Source organism: Luteibacter sp. dw_328, assembly GCF_018449605.1.
Taxonomy (GTDB): Bacteria; Pseudomonadota; Gammaproteobacteria; order Xanthomonadales; family Rhodanobacteraceae; genus Luteibacter.
Map to the genome: position 1 here is coordinate 114,599 of NZ_JAAVUW010000009.1, position 18,309 is coordinate 132,907.

An 18,309-nucleotide genomic window follows, 5' to 3' on the forward strand; every position below is an offset into this window, starting at 1 on the left:
CCATCGTCGGTGGGCGACAACTCTGGAGGAGGCTCCGTGCGGCCTATCGGTAGCTCACGTTGACCACGATGGAGGCATTGGCCTCGCCGGGCGCCACCGTCTGACCGACGCGGCGATAGCGGGCGCGAAAGCCGTAGCTGCGTCCTTCGCGCACCGCTGGCAGGACAAGCGGTGACGGGCTATTGGGTATGACCTGTGCGTCGGGTTCGTCGCTACGCAACTCCACCGCGACACCCGTGGCGGGATGGACACCTGTGACCTTGAAGAGCGAGCTGTCCTGGTCGTCCGCAAGAGCGCTGAAGCTCATGAGTATCTGGGTGGCGTTCCTGCAACCTGTCGAGACCAGCGCCTGCGTTACCCAGGGGCTACTACCCGCCACGAGCAGATCGCGACCGTCGACCTTGTTCAGGGCGAAGGTCAGTCGGGGTGTGACGAAGGCACACGTGGGCCGCTCGGGTTCGATCTGCGTGTTGGCGAGGTCCACCCAGACCTGGGCGTGATCGTCATAGCCGCCGCGCGCCAGCGTTCCCGGGGTCAGCAGGCCGCCGACATCGACCGCGTCCGTCTTGATGAGCTGCACGCGGTAGTGCGTGTTGGCGAGGGTCGCGTCGAAGATGAAAGGGATGGACGCACGCTCCGGGACGAGCCGTTCACCGTGGTTACCGTTGTCGAAATAGGTGCGGATGCCGATGCCGGGCAGGTTGGTCTGGTAAATACCGTCGCCGCGCGCGCTGGGCGTAGTGAAGAGGCCGAGACTCGAGGTGCGCGTCGGGTAGAGGCATTTGAATTTGGACGAGGTCCATGCCGGCGTGAGCTTTTCCGCAAGCACCGTCCCCACGGGCGCGTCGACAGGCACACGAACCGTGCCGAAGGAGAGCATCTGTGCGGCACCCTGGGAAGGATAGCCAAGACACCCTGCATGGGCCGGCGCGGCAAACGACAGGATAAGCAGGCAGGCAAGGCGGACGACGTAGCGGCTGGGCATGACGGTGGCTTCGAGGGGGGGGCTGCGTCGAGTCTGCTGGCGGCGCCACACGGTGCCCATCGGAGGATTCTGAAAAGGCGCCGTCAGCGCACCACCAGAGATGCACGGCTTATTCACCGTATCCCGCCAATGATCGCGCCATGAGCCTGCAGGAATATCGCCGCAAGCGGAACTTCGCCAAAACACGCGAGCCCTCGCCCGAGGGCTCCTCGCGCGGAAAAGGGCGGGCGATCTTCGTTGTCCAGCTTCACCATGCGTCACGTCGGCATTTCGACTTCCGGCTGCAGGTTGGCGATGTCTTGCGAAGCTGGGCCGTGCCCAAGGGACCGAGCTTCGACCCGAAGGTAAAAAGGCTCGCGGTGGAAGTCGAAGACCATCCCGTGTCCTACGCCGATTTCGAGGGCGATATCGACGAGGGCTACGGCAAGGGCCATGTCGACACGTTCGACCGCGGCGTGTGGTCCACCAGCGGCGACGCCGAGGCGCAGCTGCGTAAAGGTCATCTCACCTTCGAACTGTTCGGCGAACGGCTGAAAGGGAGCTGGCACCTGGTGCGCAGCGGAAAGAAGGAGCGCCAGCCCTCATGGTTCCTGATCAAGGCGAACGACGCTTACGTGAGCGATGTCGAAGCCGATGATCTGCTCGACGCGACGATGCGCGAGAGCACTCATCGTGCGACGAAGAAGGCCCCGGCCAAGGTCGTTGCGAAGAAGGCCCCGAAGAGCCGTCGTGTACCGACGGCCACCCTGACCCGGGCCGCAGGCGCGCTCGACGGCGCGCGCAAGGCGAAAGCGACGACCGCGTTCTTCGCACCCCAGCTCGCGCGTCTGCGCGAGGCACCTCCGCAAGGCGACGCATGGCTTCACGAGGTGAAATGGGACGGCTATCGCATCCTCGCCGGCGTAGCCGGAGGCAAGGTGGCGCTGTGGTCACGCAACGCCCTGTCCTGGAACGATCGGCTGCCGGAAATCGTTGCCGCCATCGAAGGACTCGGGCTGGAGAGCGCGCGCCTCGACGGCGAACTCATCGCGCTCGATGCGCAAGGCCGCAGCGATTTCAACGCACTGCAACGCACACTGTCCGGCGAAATGCAGGCGCCGCTGGCATATATGCTTTTCGATATGCCATACCTGCAGGGCTACGATCTCAGCAAGGTCGTGCTCACCGAACGCAAGGCCTTGCTCGAAAGGTTGCTTTCGCATGCACCCCATCTGCTGTCCTACAGCGCACACAACCTCGGCGACGGCGACCGGGCGTTCGCCATGGCGATGGAGCAGAAGCTCGAAGGGATCATCTCCAAGCGCGCCGATGGTGGCTATCGCAGCGGACGCAACGACGACTGGCTGAAGATCAAACGGTTGGAAAGTGACGAGTTCGCCGTCGTCGGCTACACGCCGGCAAAGGGTTCGCGGCTGACCTTCGGCTCGCTGCTCCTGGCCCGGCCCGACGCCGACGGGGGCTGGACGTATGTCGGACGCGTCGGTACGGGCTTTACCGATGAGATGTTGCGCGAGCTTGGCAAGACGCTCGCCAAGGGTGGATCGACAAAGCCCACCGTGCGTATCGACGCCATCGACCCGACGCTGCGTGGCGCGCTCTGGGTACCGCCGACGGCGGTCGCGGAGGTCTATTACCGCGGCATCGGCAACAAATCCCTGCTACGCCAGCCCAGCCTCAAGGCACTGCGCGTGGACAAGGCGCCCGCCGACCTGCGCGATTCCGACCGCAGGCCGACGACGAAACGAGTGGCAAAACGTCCCGCCGTCGACAGCGCCGTCTCGATGGTCATTACGCATCCCGATCGCGTCGTGTTCCCCGACGACGGCATCACCAAACAGCAGGTCGTCGATTACTACCGTGCCGTGATGCCATGGCTCCTGCCGGCGATCGCCGACCGGCCCACCTCGACGATTCGCTGTCCCGGAGGCATCGGCTCGCCGTGTTTCTTTCAGAAGCACGTGATGGCCGGCCTCGAACACGTCGGCACGGCGAAGCTGAAGGAGGAGACCGGCGCCCAGGCGGTGTACCTGTATCCCAAGGACGAGGCCGGGGTGATCGAACTGGTCCAGTTCGGCGCGGTGGAGTTCCATCCCTGGGGCTCGCACATCGGATCGCCGGACATCGCCGACCGCGTCGTCTTCGACCTCGACCCGGGCGAGGATGTCGAGTGGCGTCGCGTCATCGCAGCGGCGCGCATGGTCCGTGGTTTTCTCGAGGAACTCGGACTGGTCTCGTTCGTGCGGACCACCGGCGGCAAGGGACTGCATGTGGTCGTGCCACTGAATCCGGGGGCGGATTGGGCAACGGTGAAGGGCTTCGCCCGCGGCTTTGCCGAAGCGCTGGCTCAGCTGCATCCGCTGGAGTTCGTCGCCACGGCGAGCAAGCGCTTCCGGCGCGGCCGGATCTACCTGGACTACCTGCGTAACGGCCGGGGCGCGACGGCGGTGGCGTCCTATTCGCTACGGTCGCGGCCAGGTGCCCCGGTGGCCGTGCCGCTGCGCTGGGACGAACTGGGAAGACTCAAATCCGGCAGTGCCTTCGACCTGGCGACGGTGCCGAAGCGGCTCGCGCGCCTGAAAAAGGATCCCTGGGAGGGCATCGACGAGATCACGCAGGACCTGGCAGCGGTCGACGAGGTGCTCGCGGCACGCTGAAGGGACGATCCAAGTAAACTGCCGGTTCATTCTTCCGTGACGACCCTATGTTCGTTTCGCTCCCCCGATTCCTGCGCATCCCCCTCGCCTGCGTGCTGCTGTTCGTCAGCACCGTGCTGCATGTCGGGCCGCTCCTGCTGCTGACGGCGGTCCGTCTGGTCATCCCGCTGCGCTCGATGCGCGATGCCTTTGCCCCCGTCCTGGTGCATATCGCCGAGAGCTGGCTGAGCGTCAATGCCTGGCTGTTCGGCGCCTTCACGCGCACACAGTGGCAGGTGGAGGGCCTGGAGGGGTTGAGCACACGTGAGAATTATCTTGTGGTGTGCAACCACCAGAGTTGGGTGGATATCCCCGCGCTGCAAAAAATCTTCAACCGGCGCATTCCCTTCATGCGCTTCTTCCTGAAGAGTCAGCTGATCTGGGTGCCGCTGCTGGGCCCAGCCTGGTGGGCGCTGGACTTCCCCTTCATGAAGCGTCATTCGAAGCAGGAACTGGACGCCAGGCCGGAGCTGCGCGGCAAGGACCGCGAGGCAACGCGCCGCGCCTGCGAGAAGTTCAGCCATGTGCCGGTCTCGGTCATGAACTTCACCGAGGGCACCCGCTTCACCAAGGCCAAGCACGATGCGCAGCAGTCGCCCTATACGCACCTGCTGCGACCCAAGGCCGGCGGCGTCGCCTTCGTGGTCGACGCCATGGGTGACGCGATCCGCCAGATGCTCGATGTCACCATTGTCTACCCGGCGGGGCCGGGCACGATGATGGATCTGATCGCCGGCCGCATCCGCGACATTCGCATCCACGTGCGACGCCTGTCCATCGATCCGTCGATGCGCGGCGACTACGAGAACGACGCGGTGTACCGCGAACGCTTCCAGAACTGGGTGAACCAGCTCTGGGCGGAGAAGGATGCGCGAATCACGGCGATGCTCAGCCGCTAGTTCGGGCCCGCTGCCGTGGGATCGCCATTGAATCGGCTCCTACGGGGTTGAGGTTTCCTTGGTGAGGACGTCGTCGAGTCGTTTACGGCCGGCATCCGCGTAGGTCTTGCAGGTTTCGCCTTCGCCCTGTTCGGGGTGTGGCGTGATCAGTACATCGCAGGGCAGCGCGGCGACGCGATCGAACGTCTTGCGGTAGTCGGCGACATACACCGGGTGGTCGCTGAAGCGATAGCCATGTGCCGAGAAGGCATACAGGCTGTCGGCGAACGCGATGTTCTTGCACGACGTGCCTTCGCATGACTGCCACGTCCATGCCGTGCCGCCAGGGGTATGGCCCGGGGTGATGTGCGCCGTAAGGGTCAGCTGTCCCACGTGCACCACCGTACCGTCGACGATGTCGCCGATCGCATCGACTTTCGGATACGCCTTGTCGCTCGGGTTGTACTGCGGGTCCTCCGGATAGCGGCCACCCAGACGCATGGCTTCGGCGCCCTTCGCGGTTGCCCTCACGGACGCTTTGCTGTCCTTTGCCAGCTGGGCAATGCCTCCCGCATGGTCGATGTGCGCATGCGTATTCAGGATCATCTTGATGTCTTCGACGCGAAAACCGAGCTTGCGGATATTCGCTTCGATGAGTCCGGCGTTGCCCGGCAATGTCCCGTCGATCAGCACATGACCCTGGGGCGACGTGATCAGGACCGACGACAGTCCCTTGGTGCCGACGAAGTACGTGTTCCCGTAGATCACGTGGGGTGGCACGGGCTGTGTCCACGTCGGATTGGCGCCGATCGTCACGGGCGCGGCATCGTGTGCGACGACGGGCAGGGCGATGCAACAGGCGAGGGCGAGCAGGGTACGGCGCATAACGGTCTTTCCCGTTGGAAGGCGGGAAGCAGGATAGGCGGGCGGGTAGGGCGTTGAGGTGTCGGGTTGAGGGCGACGGTGTGGCTAGCGAGCGTTCGGCGATGAATCGGCGCCTGCGGCAGAGCGTCGCCGGCGGGCACGCCAGAAGAGGAAGCCGGTGATGAGCAGGAACAGGGGCAGCGTGCCGGTCAGGCAGGCCACGATGCGCCAGAGCAGGCCGCCCACCGCCGCCGAATGGATCGGGAACAGGGCGTTGGCCAGACGCAGGCCCGGACCGAGTCGCGTCGCGTCATCGCCACCGATGACGCGCGCGGCCACCGGATCCATCCACAACGAACTACGGCCGTCCTTGTTCCATTCGCCGGGCCGGCGAACGCGCAGGACAAGCGTGCCGCTGTCCTTCTGCGGAAGCATCAGCCGCGTGATCTCGGCGTCCGGCGCGGCGGCCTGTGCCGCGGCCAGCACGGCCGGCCAGTCGATGTTGCCGTGCGCGGGCGGCAGCTTCGGTGGCTTCGCCGGCGGCGCTTCGCTGAAGGCCGACGCGAGGCCGTTACGTACCGCGCCGCGATACGCCATCGTCGTGCCGGTGCCGATCATGACGATGAGCAAGGGCAGGGCGGCCACGCCGACGAAGCGGTGAAAACTCGCCCAGCGCAGCACCGGCGGGTGGGTATGTGGCTTGAGGTGCCTCAGCGCGCGTCGACGGCCGGGCCAGTAAAGCCACACGCCGGAGAACAGCATGAAGAGACCGGTGCAGGCGACGACGCCCAGGATGGTCTCGCCCACTTCGCCGCTCAGCAGATGCGTATGCCAGTCCATCAGCAGCAGCATCACGTCGCCGGTCTTCTCGCGGCGCAATAGCAACTCGCCCGTGGTCGCATCGAAATAGCTACGGCCGCCGGCACGCGACTGCGCTTCCCATACCGGCAGTTCGTCGTCCGGGAGGGAAAGGCCGCGCAAGCCCTTGCCGTCCGGCGAGGCCAGCAGGGTTGCCAGCGAGCGCCCTTGCGTCGCCAGGTCCGGCAGGGGTCGCGAGGTGAGCTGAGGATGCCCGGCGGCGAATAACGGGTCCTCCCACAGCAGGATGCTGCCGGAGAGGGTGACCAGCGCCAGCACGAGGCCGAGGCTGAGGCCGAGCCACAGGTGCATCGTTTTCAGTGTGGAACGGAAACGGCGCGCGTGCGGCATGAAGACGGCCTTGCGGGAAGCGAAAGGCCGTCATCGTAGGTGCGAATGATTATCAGATCAATTACTGATTTCTTACGACGGCCAGTGATTGTGCAGAATGCACTGCGTGAAGTCGGTGCGCTGGAAGCCGGGCTGCTTATAAGCCATGACGTCCGCTTTCACGTTGCCGAAGGTGGTTTCCGGCTTGTTGCGCACGCCATTGTAGAAGGCGTCGATGATGCCCTCCTTGAAGGCACCGCCCCGTGGGTGGACCTGCGCCACGGTCTCGCGGTCGCTGGTGGCCACGTTCTCGAAGCCAAGGCCGAGCACGTCCATTTCGACACCGGCGGTCAACAACGCGATTTCAGGCTTCATGTGCTGCGGCACGCCGGGCGTGGTGTGCAGCGCGATGGAAGCCCACACGATGTCGATCTGCGCCTCGTCGATGCCCTTCGAGCGCAGGAAATCACGCGCTACGTTGGCGCCGTCGACTTCGAAGCGCTCGGTCTTGCTGGAGTAGGCAGGCACCAGGCCCATGTCATGGAACATGGCGCCGGCGTAGAGCAGCTCGGGATCGAAGGCCAGGCCCTTGGCCTTGCCGGTGAGGGCGCCGAACAGGAAGACGCGGCGCGAGTGGTGGTACAGCAGATCGCTTTCCGTATCACGGACCAGATCGGTGATCTCGCGGGCGAGGGCGCTGTCGGGAAGGGCGATACCGGCAATGGTGGTGGACATGGCGTTGGGCCTCATGCGGTGGGTAGAGCTATTTGACGCCCTGACCCTCCCGTCTTCATTTGACGCGCGGTAGCAATTTCTGCCATGTTGTGCCCCATGCAGTCGCCGCCTCCCCTCACGATCGTCATCGTCGCCCCACCCGGGGTGCAGATGCTCGACGTTTCCGGGCCCGCCGACGTGTTCGCCGAGGCCAACCGGCAGGCGCGGCGCGAGGTGTATCGGGTGCTCACCGTCGGCACGGCCCCGCTGGCGGTCACGGCGTCGTCCGGCATGCGTTTCCTGCCGGATCGAAGCACGCTCGAGAACCTCGACCGTATCGATACCCTGCTCGTTGCGGGGTCGCCCGACCTGTCCCGTGCCGCCACCGATTACAGCCTGCTCGACTGGCTGCGCCGGCACGCGGCCGTGTCCCGCCGGTATGGCTCGATTTGCAGCGGCGCCCTGCTCTTCGCCCAGACGGGCCTGCTGGACGGCCGGCGCGTCACCACTCACTGGAAGGTGGCTGGCCTGCTCGCCGAGCGGCATCCGTCCTTACGCGTGGAGGCGGATGCCTTTGTCGTCCGCGATGGCCCGGTATGCACGGCGGCAGGCGTCACCGCCGGCATGGACCTGGCCATCGCCCTGGTCGAGGAAGACCTCGATCGCGACATCGCGATGGCCGTGGCCGCCGAGCTGGTGGTGTTCTACCGACGCCCGGGCGGGCAACTGCAGTTCAGCCGCCACGGCGAGGCGGCACCCGCCGGCCGCGGTGCATTGCAGGAATTGCAGCGTTACGTGGCCACGCATCCCGCCGAAGAACACTCCGTGACCGCCATGGCCCAACGTGTTGGCATGAGTCCGCGCCACTTCGCACGGATATTCCGCCACGAGGTCGGCATGACGCCGGCGGAGTTCGTCGAGACGATGCGCGTGGAAGCCGCACGGCGCCTGCTCGAAGAAGGCCACGAAACACCCAAGCGCGTCGCGTCGCGCTGCGGCTATGCCGACCCCAACGGTCTGCGGCGCGCCTTCATGCGCCGTGTCGGCGTCACGCCCGCCGAGTACCGCAAACGGCACGCGCACGCCCACACGCCATAACTTCAGAGTTCGATGATGCCCCGGCGCAGCGCGATGGCCACCGCGTGCGTGCGGTCGTTCGCGGCCAACTTGGACAGGATGCTTTTCATGTGAGCCTTGACCGTCTCCTCGGCGATACCCAGCGCCAACGCGACGTTACGGTTGGCTTCGCCCATGGCGACATGGGTGAGTACTTCGGTTTCGCGGGGGGTCAGTTCGTCGTCGTTTGCGTGGCCTGCCATTTCGTGCGCTATCTCCTCGGGTATGCGGCGCTTGCCGTCCATGATTTGTCGAATGGTGCTGAGCATTTCCTTACGCAGTTCGCTCTTGAGCAGATAACCCTGGGCGCCTGCGCGGAAGGCACGTAGTGCCTGTACGTCGCCGCGGTAGGTGGTCAGGACCAGGATGCGTGCATCCGGGAATTCGCTGCGAATCGCTTCGATCGCGGCAATACCGCCGATGCCCGGCATCTGCAGGTCCATCAGGGTGAGGTCCGGGCGATGCCGGCGATAATGGTCGATCGCCTCCTCGCCCGTGCTCGCCTCCGCAACCAGTTCCAGCTCGTCCTGACCTTCAATGACGGCGGCGATGCCCTCGCGTAGCAGGGGATGGTCGTCGACGGTCATGATACGGATGGACGGCATGGGCGCAGTATAACGACACCGCCTCCACTCCGACCTTGCGAGCATCGACCGATGATGGCGACCCGGCGCGACAGCAAGAAAACCCTCACTCCCGGACACATCCGCACCGGCATGGGTGGCTGGGTGTTCGCGCCCTGGCGTGGCGTGTTCTATCCGGACGACCTGGTGCAGAAGCGTGAGCTGGAATACGCCAGCCGGCAGGTCACGGCCATCGAGATCAACGGCACCTATTACCGTGCGCCCGACGCGGCGACGTACCGCAAATGGGCGGCGGACACACCGGAAGGCTTCGTCTTCTCGGTCAAGGCACCGCGCCATATCGTGCAGACGAAGCAACTGGCGACCGCGGGCGAACGTATCGACCGTTTCGTCGAGGGCGCCAGCGCGCTCGGCGACCGTCTCGGACCGATCCTGTGGCAGTTCCTGGCCACCCGCTCCTTCGACCCGGACGACATGGCGGCCTTTCTCGACCTGTTGCCCGAGAAGGCCGGCGGCATCGCCCTGCGGCACGCCGTGGAAGTGCGCAACGAGAGTTTCATGGATGAGCGCTGGCTCGAACTGGCACGGGCGCGCGGCGTAGCCACCGTGTTCACCGACTCGGCGGAACATCCCTCCTTCGCGGATCTCACCGGGCCCTTCGTCTATGCGCGGCTGATGCGCAGCCGGGCTTCCGAAAAAACCGGCTATCCGGCGAAGGAGCTGAAGGCCTGGGCGAAGCACTCCACCACCTGGGCTTCCGGCGGCGATCCCCTCGACCTGCCCCACGTCGGCGACGCTCTGGCCAACGGCGCGCCCCGGGATGTCTTCGTCTATTTCATCTCGGCGGCCAAGGAACGCAATCCGTCGGCCGCCGTAGCGCTCGGCAAGCTCGCCGACAACGCGTAATCTCCTCTTTTTCATAATGGACGACCCATGGACCGTCTCATCCAGAACACCCTCATCGACCTTTTCGCCGAGCATGGCGTGGAACTCGAGCCCGACGAAGACTGGCTGCTCACCGAAGGCGATGACTACCCCGCCTTGCGCGGCATCTGGCACGAAGGCAAGGAAGGCGGGATGGGTCGCCTCGACCTGGATATCGTGCTCGACGAGGAGCGCACCATTGAGGAGAGCTTCGGCGGCATCGGCACCGGCAAGGCCGGCTGTCGCGACGCGCTGGACAGCTTTGCGCGCAACGATTTCCACGTGGTGTTGGCCGCGTGCTGGCACGCGGTGAACAAGGAAAAGCTTGCCGTGCACGAACTCACCGCCGGCGTGCATCGTTTCACCGCCTACATCGGTGATTTCACGCTGCGAGGTGAGAAGGACGCCCCGATGGAGATTCCCGAGGACGGCCTCTCCGCCCTCGAAGCCGCGATTTCCACGGCGCCGCTAACCAACGACGTGCACTGGATCCGCGTGTTCTACGGCAATGTCGGCGACGGCAAGACCCAGGTCGAAGTGTTGCTCGACAACGAGCCCTGGGCCGCCGGGCACAAGGCCGTCGCGTCGGTGGAGTGGCCGCAGCACGATCGCTACTACAGCATGCGTAACTTCATCGCGCTGGTGCCGGTGGACTGAGGCAACCGGGCCTCAGGCGATCGAGCCTCCACCATCGACGACGATCGTGGAGCCGGTCGTGAATGGCGTCGCCGCGGCATAGAGGATCGCGTTGGCAATGTCCTCGGGCTCGCCCGCACGCTTCGCCGGGAGCTTCTCGGCCACGGCGGCGAACATCGCCTCGCGCTTGTCCTCATCCATGCCACTCCACAGGGGCGTGCGGATCATGCCGGGCGACACGGCGTTGACGCGGACCGGCGAGAACTCCAGGGCCATGCCGCGCACCAGGCTTTCCAGCGCGGCATTGATCGCGCCCTGCAGCACGGACGTGGCGCTCGGGCGCACCGAGAGAAATCCCGAGACGATCGTCAGTGAGCCACCCTCCCTGATACGCGCGGCGCGGGCGACGCGATAGGCGCCCCAGAACTTGCTCTCCATGGCCTTGTGCGCGTCTTCCAGCGAGAGCTGGCGAATGGGGCCGCTGGGCGTTTTCGCGGCCGAGACGACCACATGGTTCCATGTGTGCCCGGACAGGAAGGCCTCGACGGCTTGCGCGTCACCGGTGTCGAGCACCTCGGACCGCGCGTCGCCGCCGAGTTCCTTCAGCGCAGCCTCGAGCTTGTCGCTGGAACGCGAAGCGATCGTGACGCGCGCTCCGGCGGTGGCGAAGGCTTTCGCGGTGGCCAGGCCGATACCGGAGCTACCGCCGACCACAAGGACATCCTGATTCGTGAAAGAGAACATGGTGAGCCTCTACAAGCGGGAAGAAGGTGGGATCACTATGATCCTTGCCCAGGAGCCGACAAAGGCTTGTGAGGCTGAAAGACTCTTGCCCGGGACCGAAGAATGATCGACAACCTGCTTGAGCTGACCGTGTTCGCCCGGATCGTTTCCGCCGGCAGCCTCTCCGGCGCCGCGCGTGAGCTGGATCTCTCCCTGGCGGTCGTCAGCAAGCGCCTCAGCGCGCTGGAGACCCGGCTGGGCGTTCGCCTGTTACAGCGCACCACGCGCCGTCAGTCGTTGACCGAAGAGGGCGAGGCGTTTCACGCCCGTTGCGTGCGCATCCTGGCCGAAGTGCAGGAAGCCGAGGCAGCGGTATCGCGCAGCCGTGACGCCGTGGCGGGCGTGTTGCGAGTGACCGCCCCGCGTGCCTTCGGGCGCCGTCGTATCGCCCCGCTCACCGTCGCGTTCCGCCTGGCGCATCCCGAGCTCAACGTGCATCTCACCCTTACCGACGCGCTGGTCGATATCGTCGACGAAGGTGTGGACCTCGCGATCCGCTTCGGCAACCTGGCCGACTCCTCGATGATCGCCCGCTCGCTGGCACCGAACTTCCGCGTGTTGTGCGCGGCGCCATCCTATCTTGCCCGGCGTGGCATGCCGGCCGAACCGGTGGCCCTGGCGGGTCACGACTGCATTGTGTTCGGCGAGCAACCGACGCGCGAATGGCATTTCCAGCACGCCGGCGAATCGGTCTCGGTGCGCGTCAATCCGGCCTTCATCACCAACGACGGCGAGGCCGCTCACACCCTCGCGCTGGCAGGCGGCGGCATCGTGCAGAAGTCCATCTGGGACGTGGGCGACGACCTCGGCAACGGGCGCCTGGTGCGCGTGCTTCCGGACTGCACCATTCCTGCCGCGCCGCTGCAGGCGGTCTATGCGAATGCGCAGCATCTGGCGCCGAAGGTGCGGCGCTTCGTGGAGTTTTGTGCGGAGAGGCTCAAGGAGGACTGGCGGTGGGGTGGGGAGTAGAGCATCGCCGATGAATCGGTTACACAGACCCCGCCCAATCCTCAGGCTTCAGAATCCCAAACAACCCGTCACGCACCGTACGCCGCGCCAATCGCAGCACTTCGGCATCCCGTGAAAACAACACCGACGCGCCCGACGCCTGGGCAAGTTCGAGAAACTTCTGGTCGTCAGGATCGCGACAACGCGGCAGCGGTACACGTGGCACGGCATCCCGACCGCCGTCGGCCGTCACCTCACCGGCGGCGACGCCATCCAGTAACGTAACGACACCGTCGAAACGCGTCGCCGCTTCCGCACGACGCGCTTCATCCAGCTTCAGCGCGGGATACGCCAACACGCCGAGCCACTCATCCCGGCAATCGGCCCGCGTCACCGCTTCGACGTCACCGGCGACAAGCGCCGCGACGAGCGTCGCGGCGCGTGGATCGTCGAACACGAACGCGTCCAGACAGACATTCGTGTCCAGGACGACGCGCACGCGATCAGGCCGCCGAACGCTCAGCGAGCTTCGCGTGCTGCGCGGCGACGATCGAATACGACTCCTTGCGGGCCGCATGGTCGAAGATCTGCGCCGTGATGATGAGTTCGTCGGCGCCCGTGCGTTCGATGAACTCCGCAAGACCGTCGCGCACGGTATCCGGCGAGCCGACCACCGCGCAGGACAACGCATGGTCGACCTGCGCCTTCTCCATCGGCGTCCAGACGCCGTCCATCGAGTTCACCGGCGGCGGGAGCGTACCCGGTGCACCGCGGCGCAGATTCCAGAATGCCTGCTGCTGCGAGGTGAACAGGCGACGCGCCTCTTCATCGGTGGCCGCAGCCACCACATTGATGCCGAGCATGGCGTAAGGCTTGTCGAGCACCTCCGACGGACGGAACATGTGCCGGTACACCTCGAGCGCCTTCATCATCATGTCCGGCGCGAAATGCGAGGCGAAGGCGAAGGGCAGGCCCAGATGCGCGGCGAGCTGCGCACTGAACAGGCTCGAGCCCAGCAGCCACAGCGGCACGTTGGTATCCATGCCCGGCACGGCGCGTACGGTCTGGCCCGGCTGCTGCGGGCCGAGGAAAAGCTGCAGTTCCTGTACGTCGTCCGGGAAACGGTCGTCACTGGGCCCCATGGAGCGGCGCAAGGCGCGCGCGGTGCCCTGGTCGGTGCCCGGCGCCCGGCCAAGACCAAGGTCGATGCGACCCGGATACAGCGAGGCGAGGGTGCCGAACTGTTCGGCGATCACCAACGGGGCATGGTTAGGCAACATGATGCCGCCCGAGCCGACACGAATCGTCTTCGTGCCTTCGGCGATGAAACCGATCACGACGGACGTGGCGGCGCTCGCGATGCCGGTCATGTTGTGGTGCTCGGCCAGCCAGTAGCGATGGAAACCGAGCGCTTCGGCGTGCTGGGCGAGGTCGCGCGAGTTACGCAGCGACTGGCCAGGGGTGGAGCCGCGCGCCACCGGGGACAGGTCGAGTACCGAGAACGGAATCATCCGCAGACACCTCTTGAAAGGGGGAGGCGGGCGAACCGCCAATCCGTAGCAGATGGGCGGGAGAGGGGCGTTTTGCAACCCTCACAAGCTATCCCGGGGAAACAATCCGTTCGGCGGAACGATGCTCCACAGCCCGCGACGGGGGAGGAAAATACACCCATTCACTCACCCAGTCCGGTAATTCCGGGGGAGCACGACATGATCGACGTCCGCAGCTTCAACAGTCTTGGCGGTGCCAACCACGGCTGGCTCGATGCGAAGCACCACTTCTCCTTCGCCTCGTACAGTGACCCGAAGCGGATGGGCTGGGGCGCGCTGCGCGTGTGGAACGACGACACGATCGCCGCCGGCACCGGCTTCCCGGCGCACCCGCATTCGGACATGGAAATCATCACCTATGTCCGTGAAGGCGCGATCACCCACGAGGACAGCCTGGGCAACAAGGGTCGCACCGAGGCGGGCGACGTGCAGGTGATGAGCGCAGGCACCGGCATCCGCCACGCCGAGTACAACGCCGAGCCGGAAGCCACCCGGATCTTCCAGATCTGGATCATTCCGGACGGCGAGCGCAAGGCACCGTCGTGGGGCACCCGTCCGTTTCCGAAGGGCGAGCGTTCCGGCCAGTTCGTCACCCTGGCCAGCGGCATGGCCGGTGATGGCGACGCGCTGCCGATCCGCACGGATGCCCGCGTCCTCGGCGCCAGCGTGAAGGCCGGCGAGACCGTGGAATACACGCTTGGCGAGGGTCGCTTCGCGTACATGGTGCCGGCCGAAGGCTCGGTGCAGGTCAACGGCAAGACGCTCAACAAGGGCGACGGCGCCGCGATCCGCGACGAGACCACGCTTCGCATCACGGCCTCGGCCGATGCCGAACTGGTGCTGGTCGACAGCGCGGCATAAGTCACACCAGGGGTATGCTGTGGGTCATGACGACCCACGGCATGTCCTACCTCGACAACCCCATCCTCGACACCGACAGCTACAAAGCCAGCCACTGGCTGCAGTACCCGCCGGGAACCGACGCCACCTTCTTCTACGTGGAATCGCGTGGCGGCACGTACGAAAGCACGGTGTTCTTCGGCCTCCAGGCCGTCCTGAAATCACGCCTCGGCCGCGCCGTCACGCATGCGGACGTGGATGCGGCGCGTGACTTCTTCGCCGCCCACGGCGAGCCCTTCAATGAAACCGGTTGGCGACGCATCGTGGATGTCCACGGCGGCAGGTTGCCCGTGCGCATCCGCGCCGTAGCCGAAGGCTCCGTCGTACCCACACACCAGGCGCTAGTCACCATCGAGTCGACCGACCCCGAGGCTTTCTGGCTACCGTCGTACCTCGAAACCCTGCTGTTGCGCCTCTGGTACCCGGTAACCGTGGCGACGATCAGCTGGCAGGCACGCCGGACCCTGCTGCAGTACCTGGAAAAGACCTCGGACGATCCTGCCGGACAGATCCCCTTCAAGCTGCACGACTTCGGCGCGCGTGGCGTCTCCAGCGCGGAGTCCGCCGGCCTTGGCGGCATGGCGCATCTGGTCAATTTCATGGGCACCGACACCGTTTCCGGGGTGCTCGCCGCACGGGCGTTCTATGGCGAGCCGATGGCCGGCTATTCGATTCCGGCCGCCGAGCACAGCACGATCACCAGCTGGGGCCGCGAGCATGAAGTCGATGCGTACCGGAACATGCTCAAGCACTTTGCCAGGCCTGGCGGCCTCGTTGCCGTGGTGTCCGACAGCTACGACATCTTCCACGCCATTGCCGAACACTGGGGCAAGACGCTGCGCGACGAGGTCATCGCTTCCGGCGCCACCGTCATCGTCCGTCCCGATTCCGGCGACCCGGTCGACGTCGTGCACCGCTGCGTGACCCTGCTCGACGAGGCCTTCGGCAGCACGGTGAACGGCAAGGGCTTTCGTGTACTGAACCACGTGCGGGTGATCCAGGGCGACGGCGTCAATCCGGAAAGCATCCGGGCCATCCTCGAACGCATCACCGGCGCCGGCTACGCCGCTGACAACCTCGCCTTCGGCATGGGCGGCGCACTGTTGCAGAAGCTCACCCGCGATACGCAGAAGTTCGCGCTCAAATGCTCGGCGGTGCGCATCGAAGGCGAGTGGCGCGACGTCTGGAAGGATCCCGTCACCGACCAGGGCAAGACATCCAAGCGCGGCCGCATGACCCTCGTGCGCCATCGCGAGTACGGCAGCTACCGTACCGTGGCGTTACCGGACGATGCGGTGTCGCTCGCACCGGAGGATCTGGAGCCCGGCTGGGAAGAAGCGATGGTCACCGTGTGGGAGAACGGCGAGCCTTTGCGCGACTGGACGTTCGCAGACGTGCGCGAACGCGCTGCCGCGGGTCGCTAGATAGCGGGATCGGTCATCGCAAGCACCCATTCGCCGATGAATCGGCTCCTACAGGACGTTTAGGGGGGCGTTGTCGCAGCGCTGCCCTTCTTCGTCATCAGCCCATGCGTAAACAGATAAGCGGCCGTCTGGTAATACGTGATCGCATCCTTCGCATCCACGGGGTCGGCCTTTGCCACGGTCGCATCGCCCGAGACCAGATCAGGCGTCATCTCCTTCACCGGCTCACGCGGAATGAGTGAGGTGAGGCGACCATCGCGCATGTAGCCGAGCTCCTGGTAGGTGCTCATGAAGGTGCGCTCGCGGCCCGGCTCGAGCTTGAACAGGTCGTAGCCGTAGAAGTGCGAGGTGTAGCTGAAGTTCAGCAGGCCCAGCACGGTCGGCGGGATGTCGATCTGGCTCATCAGGCGATCCACGCGACCCGGTGCGATGTGCTTGGGCGAATAGATGAAAAGCGGGATGTGGTACTTGTCCACCGGCAGGCTGGTCTTGCCCGCGCTGCTGGCGCAATGGTCGGCGGTGATGACGAAGACGGTATCGTCGAACCATGGCTTGGTCGACGCGCGCTTGAGGAAGTCGGCCAGGGCCCAGTCGGTGTAACGCACCGCCGAATTCCGCGCACCCTGCTTCGCATTCACGCGACCTTCGGGGAAGGTGTACGGACGATGGTTCGAGGTGGTCATGACATGGCCGAAATACGGCTTGCCCTTGGCGTACGACTCGTCCATCCGCTTCATGACAAGGGTGAACAGGTCTTCGTCGGCCACGCCCCAGACGTTCTCGGCGTGGATGTCCTTGTTGTCGATGACGTTACGGTCCACCGCTGTGTAGCCGTTGCTGGCGAAGAAGTGGTTCATGTTGTCGAAGTAGCCGTAACCGCCGTAGACGAACTCGGAGGTGTAGCCCTTCGCATTGAACACGTCGGCCAGCGAATTCAGGTTCTCGTTACCCGGACGCTTGACGATGGACTCGCCGGGCGTCGGCGGCACCGACAGCGACAGCGCTTCGAGGCCGCGCACCGTGCGCGTGCCGTTGGCATAGAGCTGGGTGAAGAACAGGCTCTTCGCGGCCAGGGCGTCGAGGTTCGGCGTGAGCCCCATGTGCTTGCTGACGTTGAGGCCTTCGACGTAATCGCCGGACAGGCTCTCCACGCTGATCAGCACCACGTTGAGCTTCTTCTCGGTGCCGTCGGCGACGATGGTGCGAGTGATGTCTTTCGGGTCGTTGCTGGTGAACGTGGCGTTGGGCGTCTTCACCAGCTCGCGCAGGTTGCTGAAGGCCTGGTCGTCGGGAATCGTCGGGTAGTACTTCGCGTAGTCCAGCTCGTTGTTCCGGAACGCCGCGAAGAACTGATAGATGCCGTTGCCGGCCAGCTCGTTGACGTAGTTGTTGGTCGAACGGTCCTTCATGGAGCCGTCGACGGCGAAGCTCACCGCCACGGTCAGTACCAGCCAGACCCCGACCACGGCCGAGCGGCCGGCGAAGCGCGAGCCCTCGTCGCGCGCCTTCAGGGTGCGCCGACTGAAGAAGATCACCAGCACCGTCGCCAGCAGCAGCAGCAACGACCAGGTGACGATCGGGTACGACTCCTGGATGTTGCCGACCACTTCGTGCGTATAGACGAGGTAGTCCACCGCGATGAAATTGAAGCGGGCACTGAACTCGCCCCAGAAGACCAGCTCGGCGGCACCCAGGTACAGCACGGCGAAGGTCAGCACGAAGCAGAAGCCAACGAAGATCCGGTGACCCCAGCGCGACAGGTAGGCCCGGCGTGGCAGCAGCCAGAGCACCAGCAGCATGGGCCAGGCGAAGTAGAGGAAGGTGACCAGGTCGTAGCCCAGGCCCACGGCGAACAGGTAGAGCCACTTGCCCGGTTCGGCAGGAATATCGTGTCCGGTCTTGATCAGCAGGATCAGGCGGACCAGGAAGGCCACACCGACGAAAAGGACGCCGAACCAGAGGAGGGGCCGGAAACGCTGGCGCAGGACGCCTTGTGCCGAAGGATCTGAACGCATGGTGCCTCGCGTAAGGTCGCCAGCCGGAAAGCGGGCAGAGTGTGCCAAAAGGGTAATTAAGGCAGCTTACGTAAGGCTTTCCCAGCCCCCACCGCAAGCTTCCGAAG

The 18,309-nt window shown here is 65.3% G+C and carries 17 protein-coding genes; 8 read left to right on the forward strand and 9 right to left on the reverse strand.

Features of this window, described 5'->3' with window-relative positions:
• Positions 1-43: 43 nt before the first annotated feature.
• A complete protein-coding gene (locus tag HB634_RS20445) occupies positions 44-985 on the reverse strand; it encodes a fimbrial protein (protein ID WP_213949934.1) in 942 nt (313 codons plus the stop codon).
• A 140-nt stretch (positions 986-1,125) separates the two neighbouring features.
• Here HB634_RS20445 and ligD point away from each other — a divergent pair, with 140 nt between their 5' ends.
• Positions 1,126-3,639, forward strand: a complete 2,514-nt coding sequence (gene ligD / locus HB634_RS20450; protein ID WP_213949935.1) for a DNA ligase D — start codon at positions 1,126-1,128, stop codon at positions 3,637-3,639.
• A gap of 47 nt (positions 3,640-3,686) precedes the next feature.
• Positions 3,687-4,577 carry an acyltransferase gene (locus HB634_RS20455; protein ID WP_213949936.1) on the forward strand — a complete coding sequence of 297 codons (891 nt, stop codon included), beginning with the start codon at positions 3,687-3,689 and terminating at the stop codon, positions 4,575-4,577.
• 39 nt (positions 4,578-4,616) lie between these two features.
• On the opposite strand, the gene bla is transcribed toward HB634_RS20455, so the two are convergent.
• The 3 genes from bla to HB634_RS20470 all read right to left on the reverse strand — a co-directional run bounded on the left by bla (position 4,617) and on the right by HB634_RS20470 (position 7,343).
• Complete coding sequence (gene bla / locus HB634_RS20460) at positions 4,617-5,441, reverse strand: subclass B3 metallo-beta-lactamase (RefSeq protein WP_213949937.1); 825 nt, start codon at positions 5,439-5,441, stop codon at positions 4,617-4,619.
• An 84-nt stretch (positions 5,442-5,525) separates the two neighbouring features.
• Positions 5,526-6,629: a PepSY-associated TM helix domain-containing protein gene (locus HB634_RS20465; protein ID WP_213949938.1), complete on the reverse strand. Its 1,104-nt coding sequence runs from the start codon at positions 6,627-6,629 to the stop codon at positions 5,526-5,528.
• Between the two features lie 72 nt (positions 6,630-6,701).
• The gene (locus HB634_RS20470) at positions 6,702-7,343 is read right to left on the reverse strand and encodes an HD domain-containing protein (RefSeq protein WP_213949939.1); all 642 of its coding nucleotides are present in this window, start codon (positions 7,341-7,343) and stop codon (positions 6,702-6,704) included.
• 96 nt (positions 7,344-7,439) lie between these two features.
• Here HB634_RS20470 and HB634_RS20475 point away from each other — a divergent pair, with 96 nt between their 5' ends.
• Positions 7,440-8,420 (forward strand): GlxA family transcriptional regulator, encoded by a 981-nt coding sequence (locus HB634_RS20475; protein ID WP_213949940.1) that lies wholly within the window; start codon positions 7,440-7,442, stop codon positions 8,418-8,420.
• Between the two features lie 2 nt (positions 8,421-8,422).
• On the opposite strand, the gene HB634_RS20480 is transcribed toward HB634_RS20475, so the two are convergent.
• Complete coding sequence (locus HB634_RS20480; protein WP_063572950.1) at positions 8,423-9,043, reverse strand: response regulator transcription factor; 621 nt, start codon at positions 9,041-9,043, stop codon at positions 8,423-8,425.
• Between the two features lie 51 nt (positions 9,044-9,094).
• Between HB634_RS20480 and HB634_RS20485 the strand changes: the two genes are divergently transcribed.
• Entirely contained in the window at positions 9,095-9,928 is an 834-nt protein-coding gene (locus HB634_RS20485; protein WP_255548714.1) for a DUF72 domain-containing protein, read from the forward strand.
• Between the two features lie 27 nt (positions 9,929-9,955).
• On the forward strand, positions 9,956-10,603 hold the full coding sequence (locus tag HB634_RS20490) for a DUF6348 family protein (protein WP_213949941.1): 648 nt from the start codon (positions 9,956-9,958) through the stop codon (positions 10,601-10,603).
• Positions 10,604-10,615: 12 nt separating this feature from the next.
• Here the strand turns inward: HB634_RS20490 and HB634_RS20495 are convergent, their stop codons facing one another.
• The gene (locus tag HB634_RS20495; RefSeq protein ID WP_213949942.1) at positions 10,616-11,326 is read right to left on the reverse strand and encodes an SDR family oxidoreductase; all 711 of its coding nucleotides are present in this window, start codon (positions 11,324-11,326) and stop codon (positions 10,616-10,618) included.
• A 102-nt stretch (positions 11,327-11,428) separates the two neighbouring features.
• Here HB634_RS20495 and HB634_RS20500 point away from each other — a divergent pair, with 102 nt between their 5' ends.
• Positions 11,429-12,334: a LysR family transcriptional regulator gene (locus tag HB634_RS20500; RefSeq protein ID WP_063572953.1), complete on the forward strand. Its 906-nt coding sequence runs from the start codon at positions 11,429-11,431 to the stop codon at positions 12,332-12,334.
• Between the two features lie 19 nt (positions 12,335-12,353).
• On the opposite strand, the gene HB634_RS20505 is transcribed toward HB634_RS20500, so the two are convergent.
• Complete coding sequence (locus HB634_RS20505; RefSeq protein WP_345777521.1) at positions 12,354-12,812, reverse strand: putative toxin-antitoxin system toxin component, PIN family; 459 nt, start codon at positions 12,810-12,812, stop codon at positions 12,354-12,356.
• A 4-nt stretch (positions 12,813-12,816) separates the two neighbouring features.
• Positions 12,817-13,824 (reverse strand): LLM class flavin-dependent oxidoreductase, encoded by a 1,008-nt coding sequence (locus tag HB634_RS20510; protein WP_213949944.1) that lies wholly within the window; start codon positions 13,822-13,824, stop codon positions 12,817-12,819.
• A 198-nt stretch (positions 13,825-14,022) separates the two neighbouring features.
• Between HB634_RS20510 and HB634_RS20515 the strand changes: the two genes are divergently transcribed.
• Both HB634_RS20515 and HB634_RS20520 read left to right on the forward strand, forming a co-directional pair.
• The gene (locus HB634_RS20515) at positions 14,023-14,724 is read left to right on the forward strand and encodes a pirin family protein (protein ID WP_063573042.1); all 702 of its coding nucleotides are present in this window, start codon (positions 14,023-14,025) and stop codon (positions 14,722-14,724) included.
• Between the two features lie 41 nt (positions 14,725-14,765).
• A complete protein-coding gene (locus tag HB634_RS20520; RefSeq protein ID WP_213949991.1) occupies positions 14,766-16,187 on the forward strand; it encodes a nicotinate phosphoribosyltransferase in 1,422 nt (473 codons plus the stop codon).
• Positions 16,188-16,246: 59 nt separating this feature from the next.
• On the opposite strand, the gene HB634_RS20525 is transcribed toward HB634_RS20520, so the two are convergent.
• Positions 16,247-18,202, reverse strand: coding sequence for an alkaline phosphatase family protein (locus tag HB634_RS20525; protein WP_213949945.1), 1,956 nt, complete (start codon positions 18,200-18,202; stop codon positions 16,247-16,249).
• Positions 18,203-18,309 lie beyond the last annotated feature (107 nt).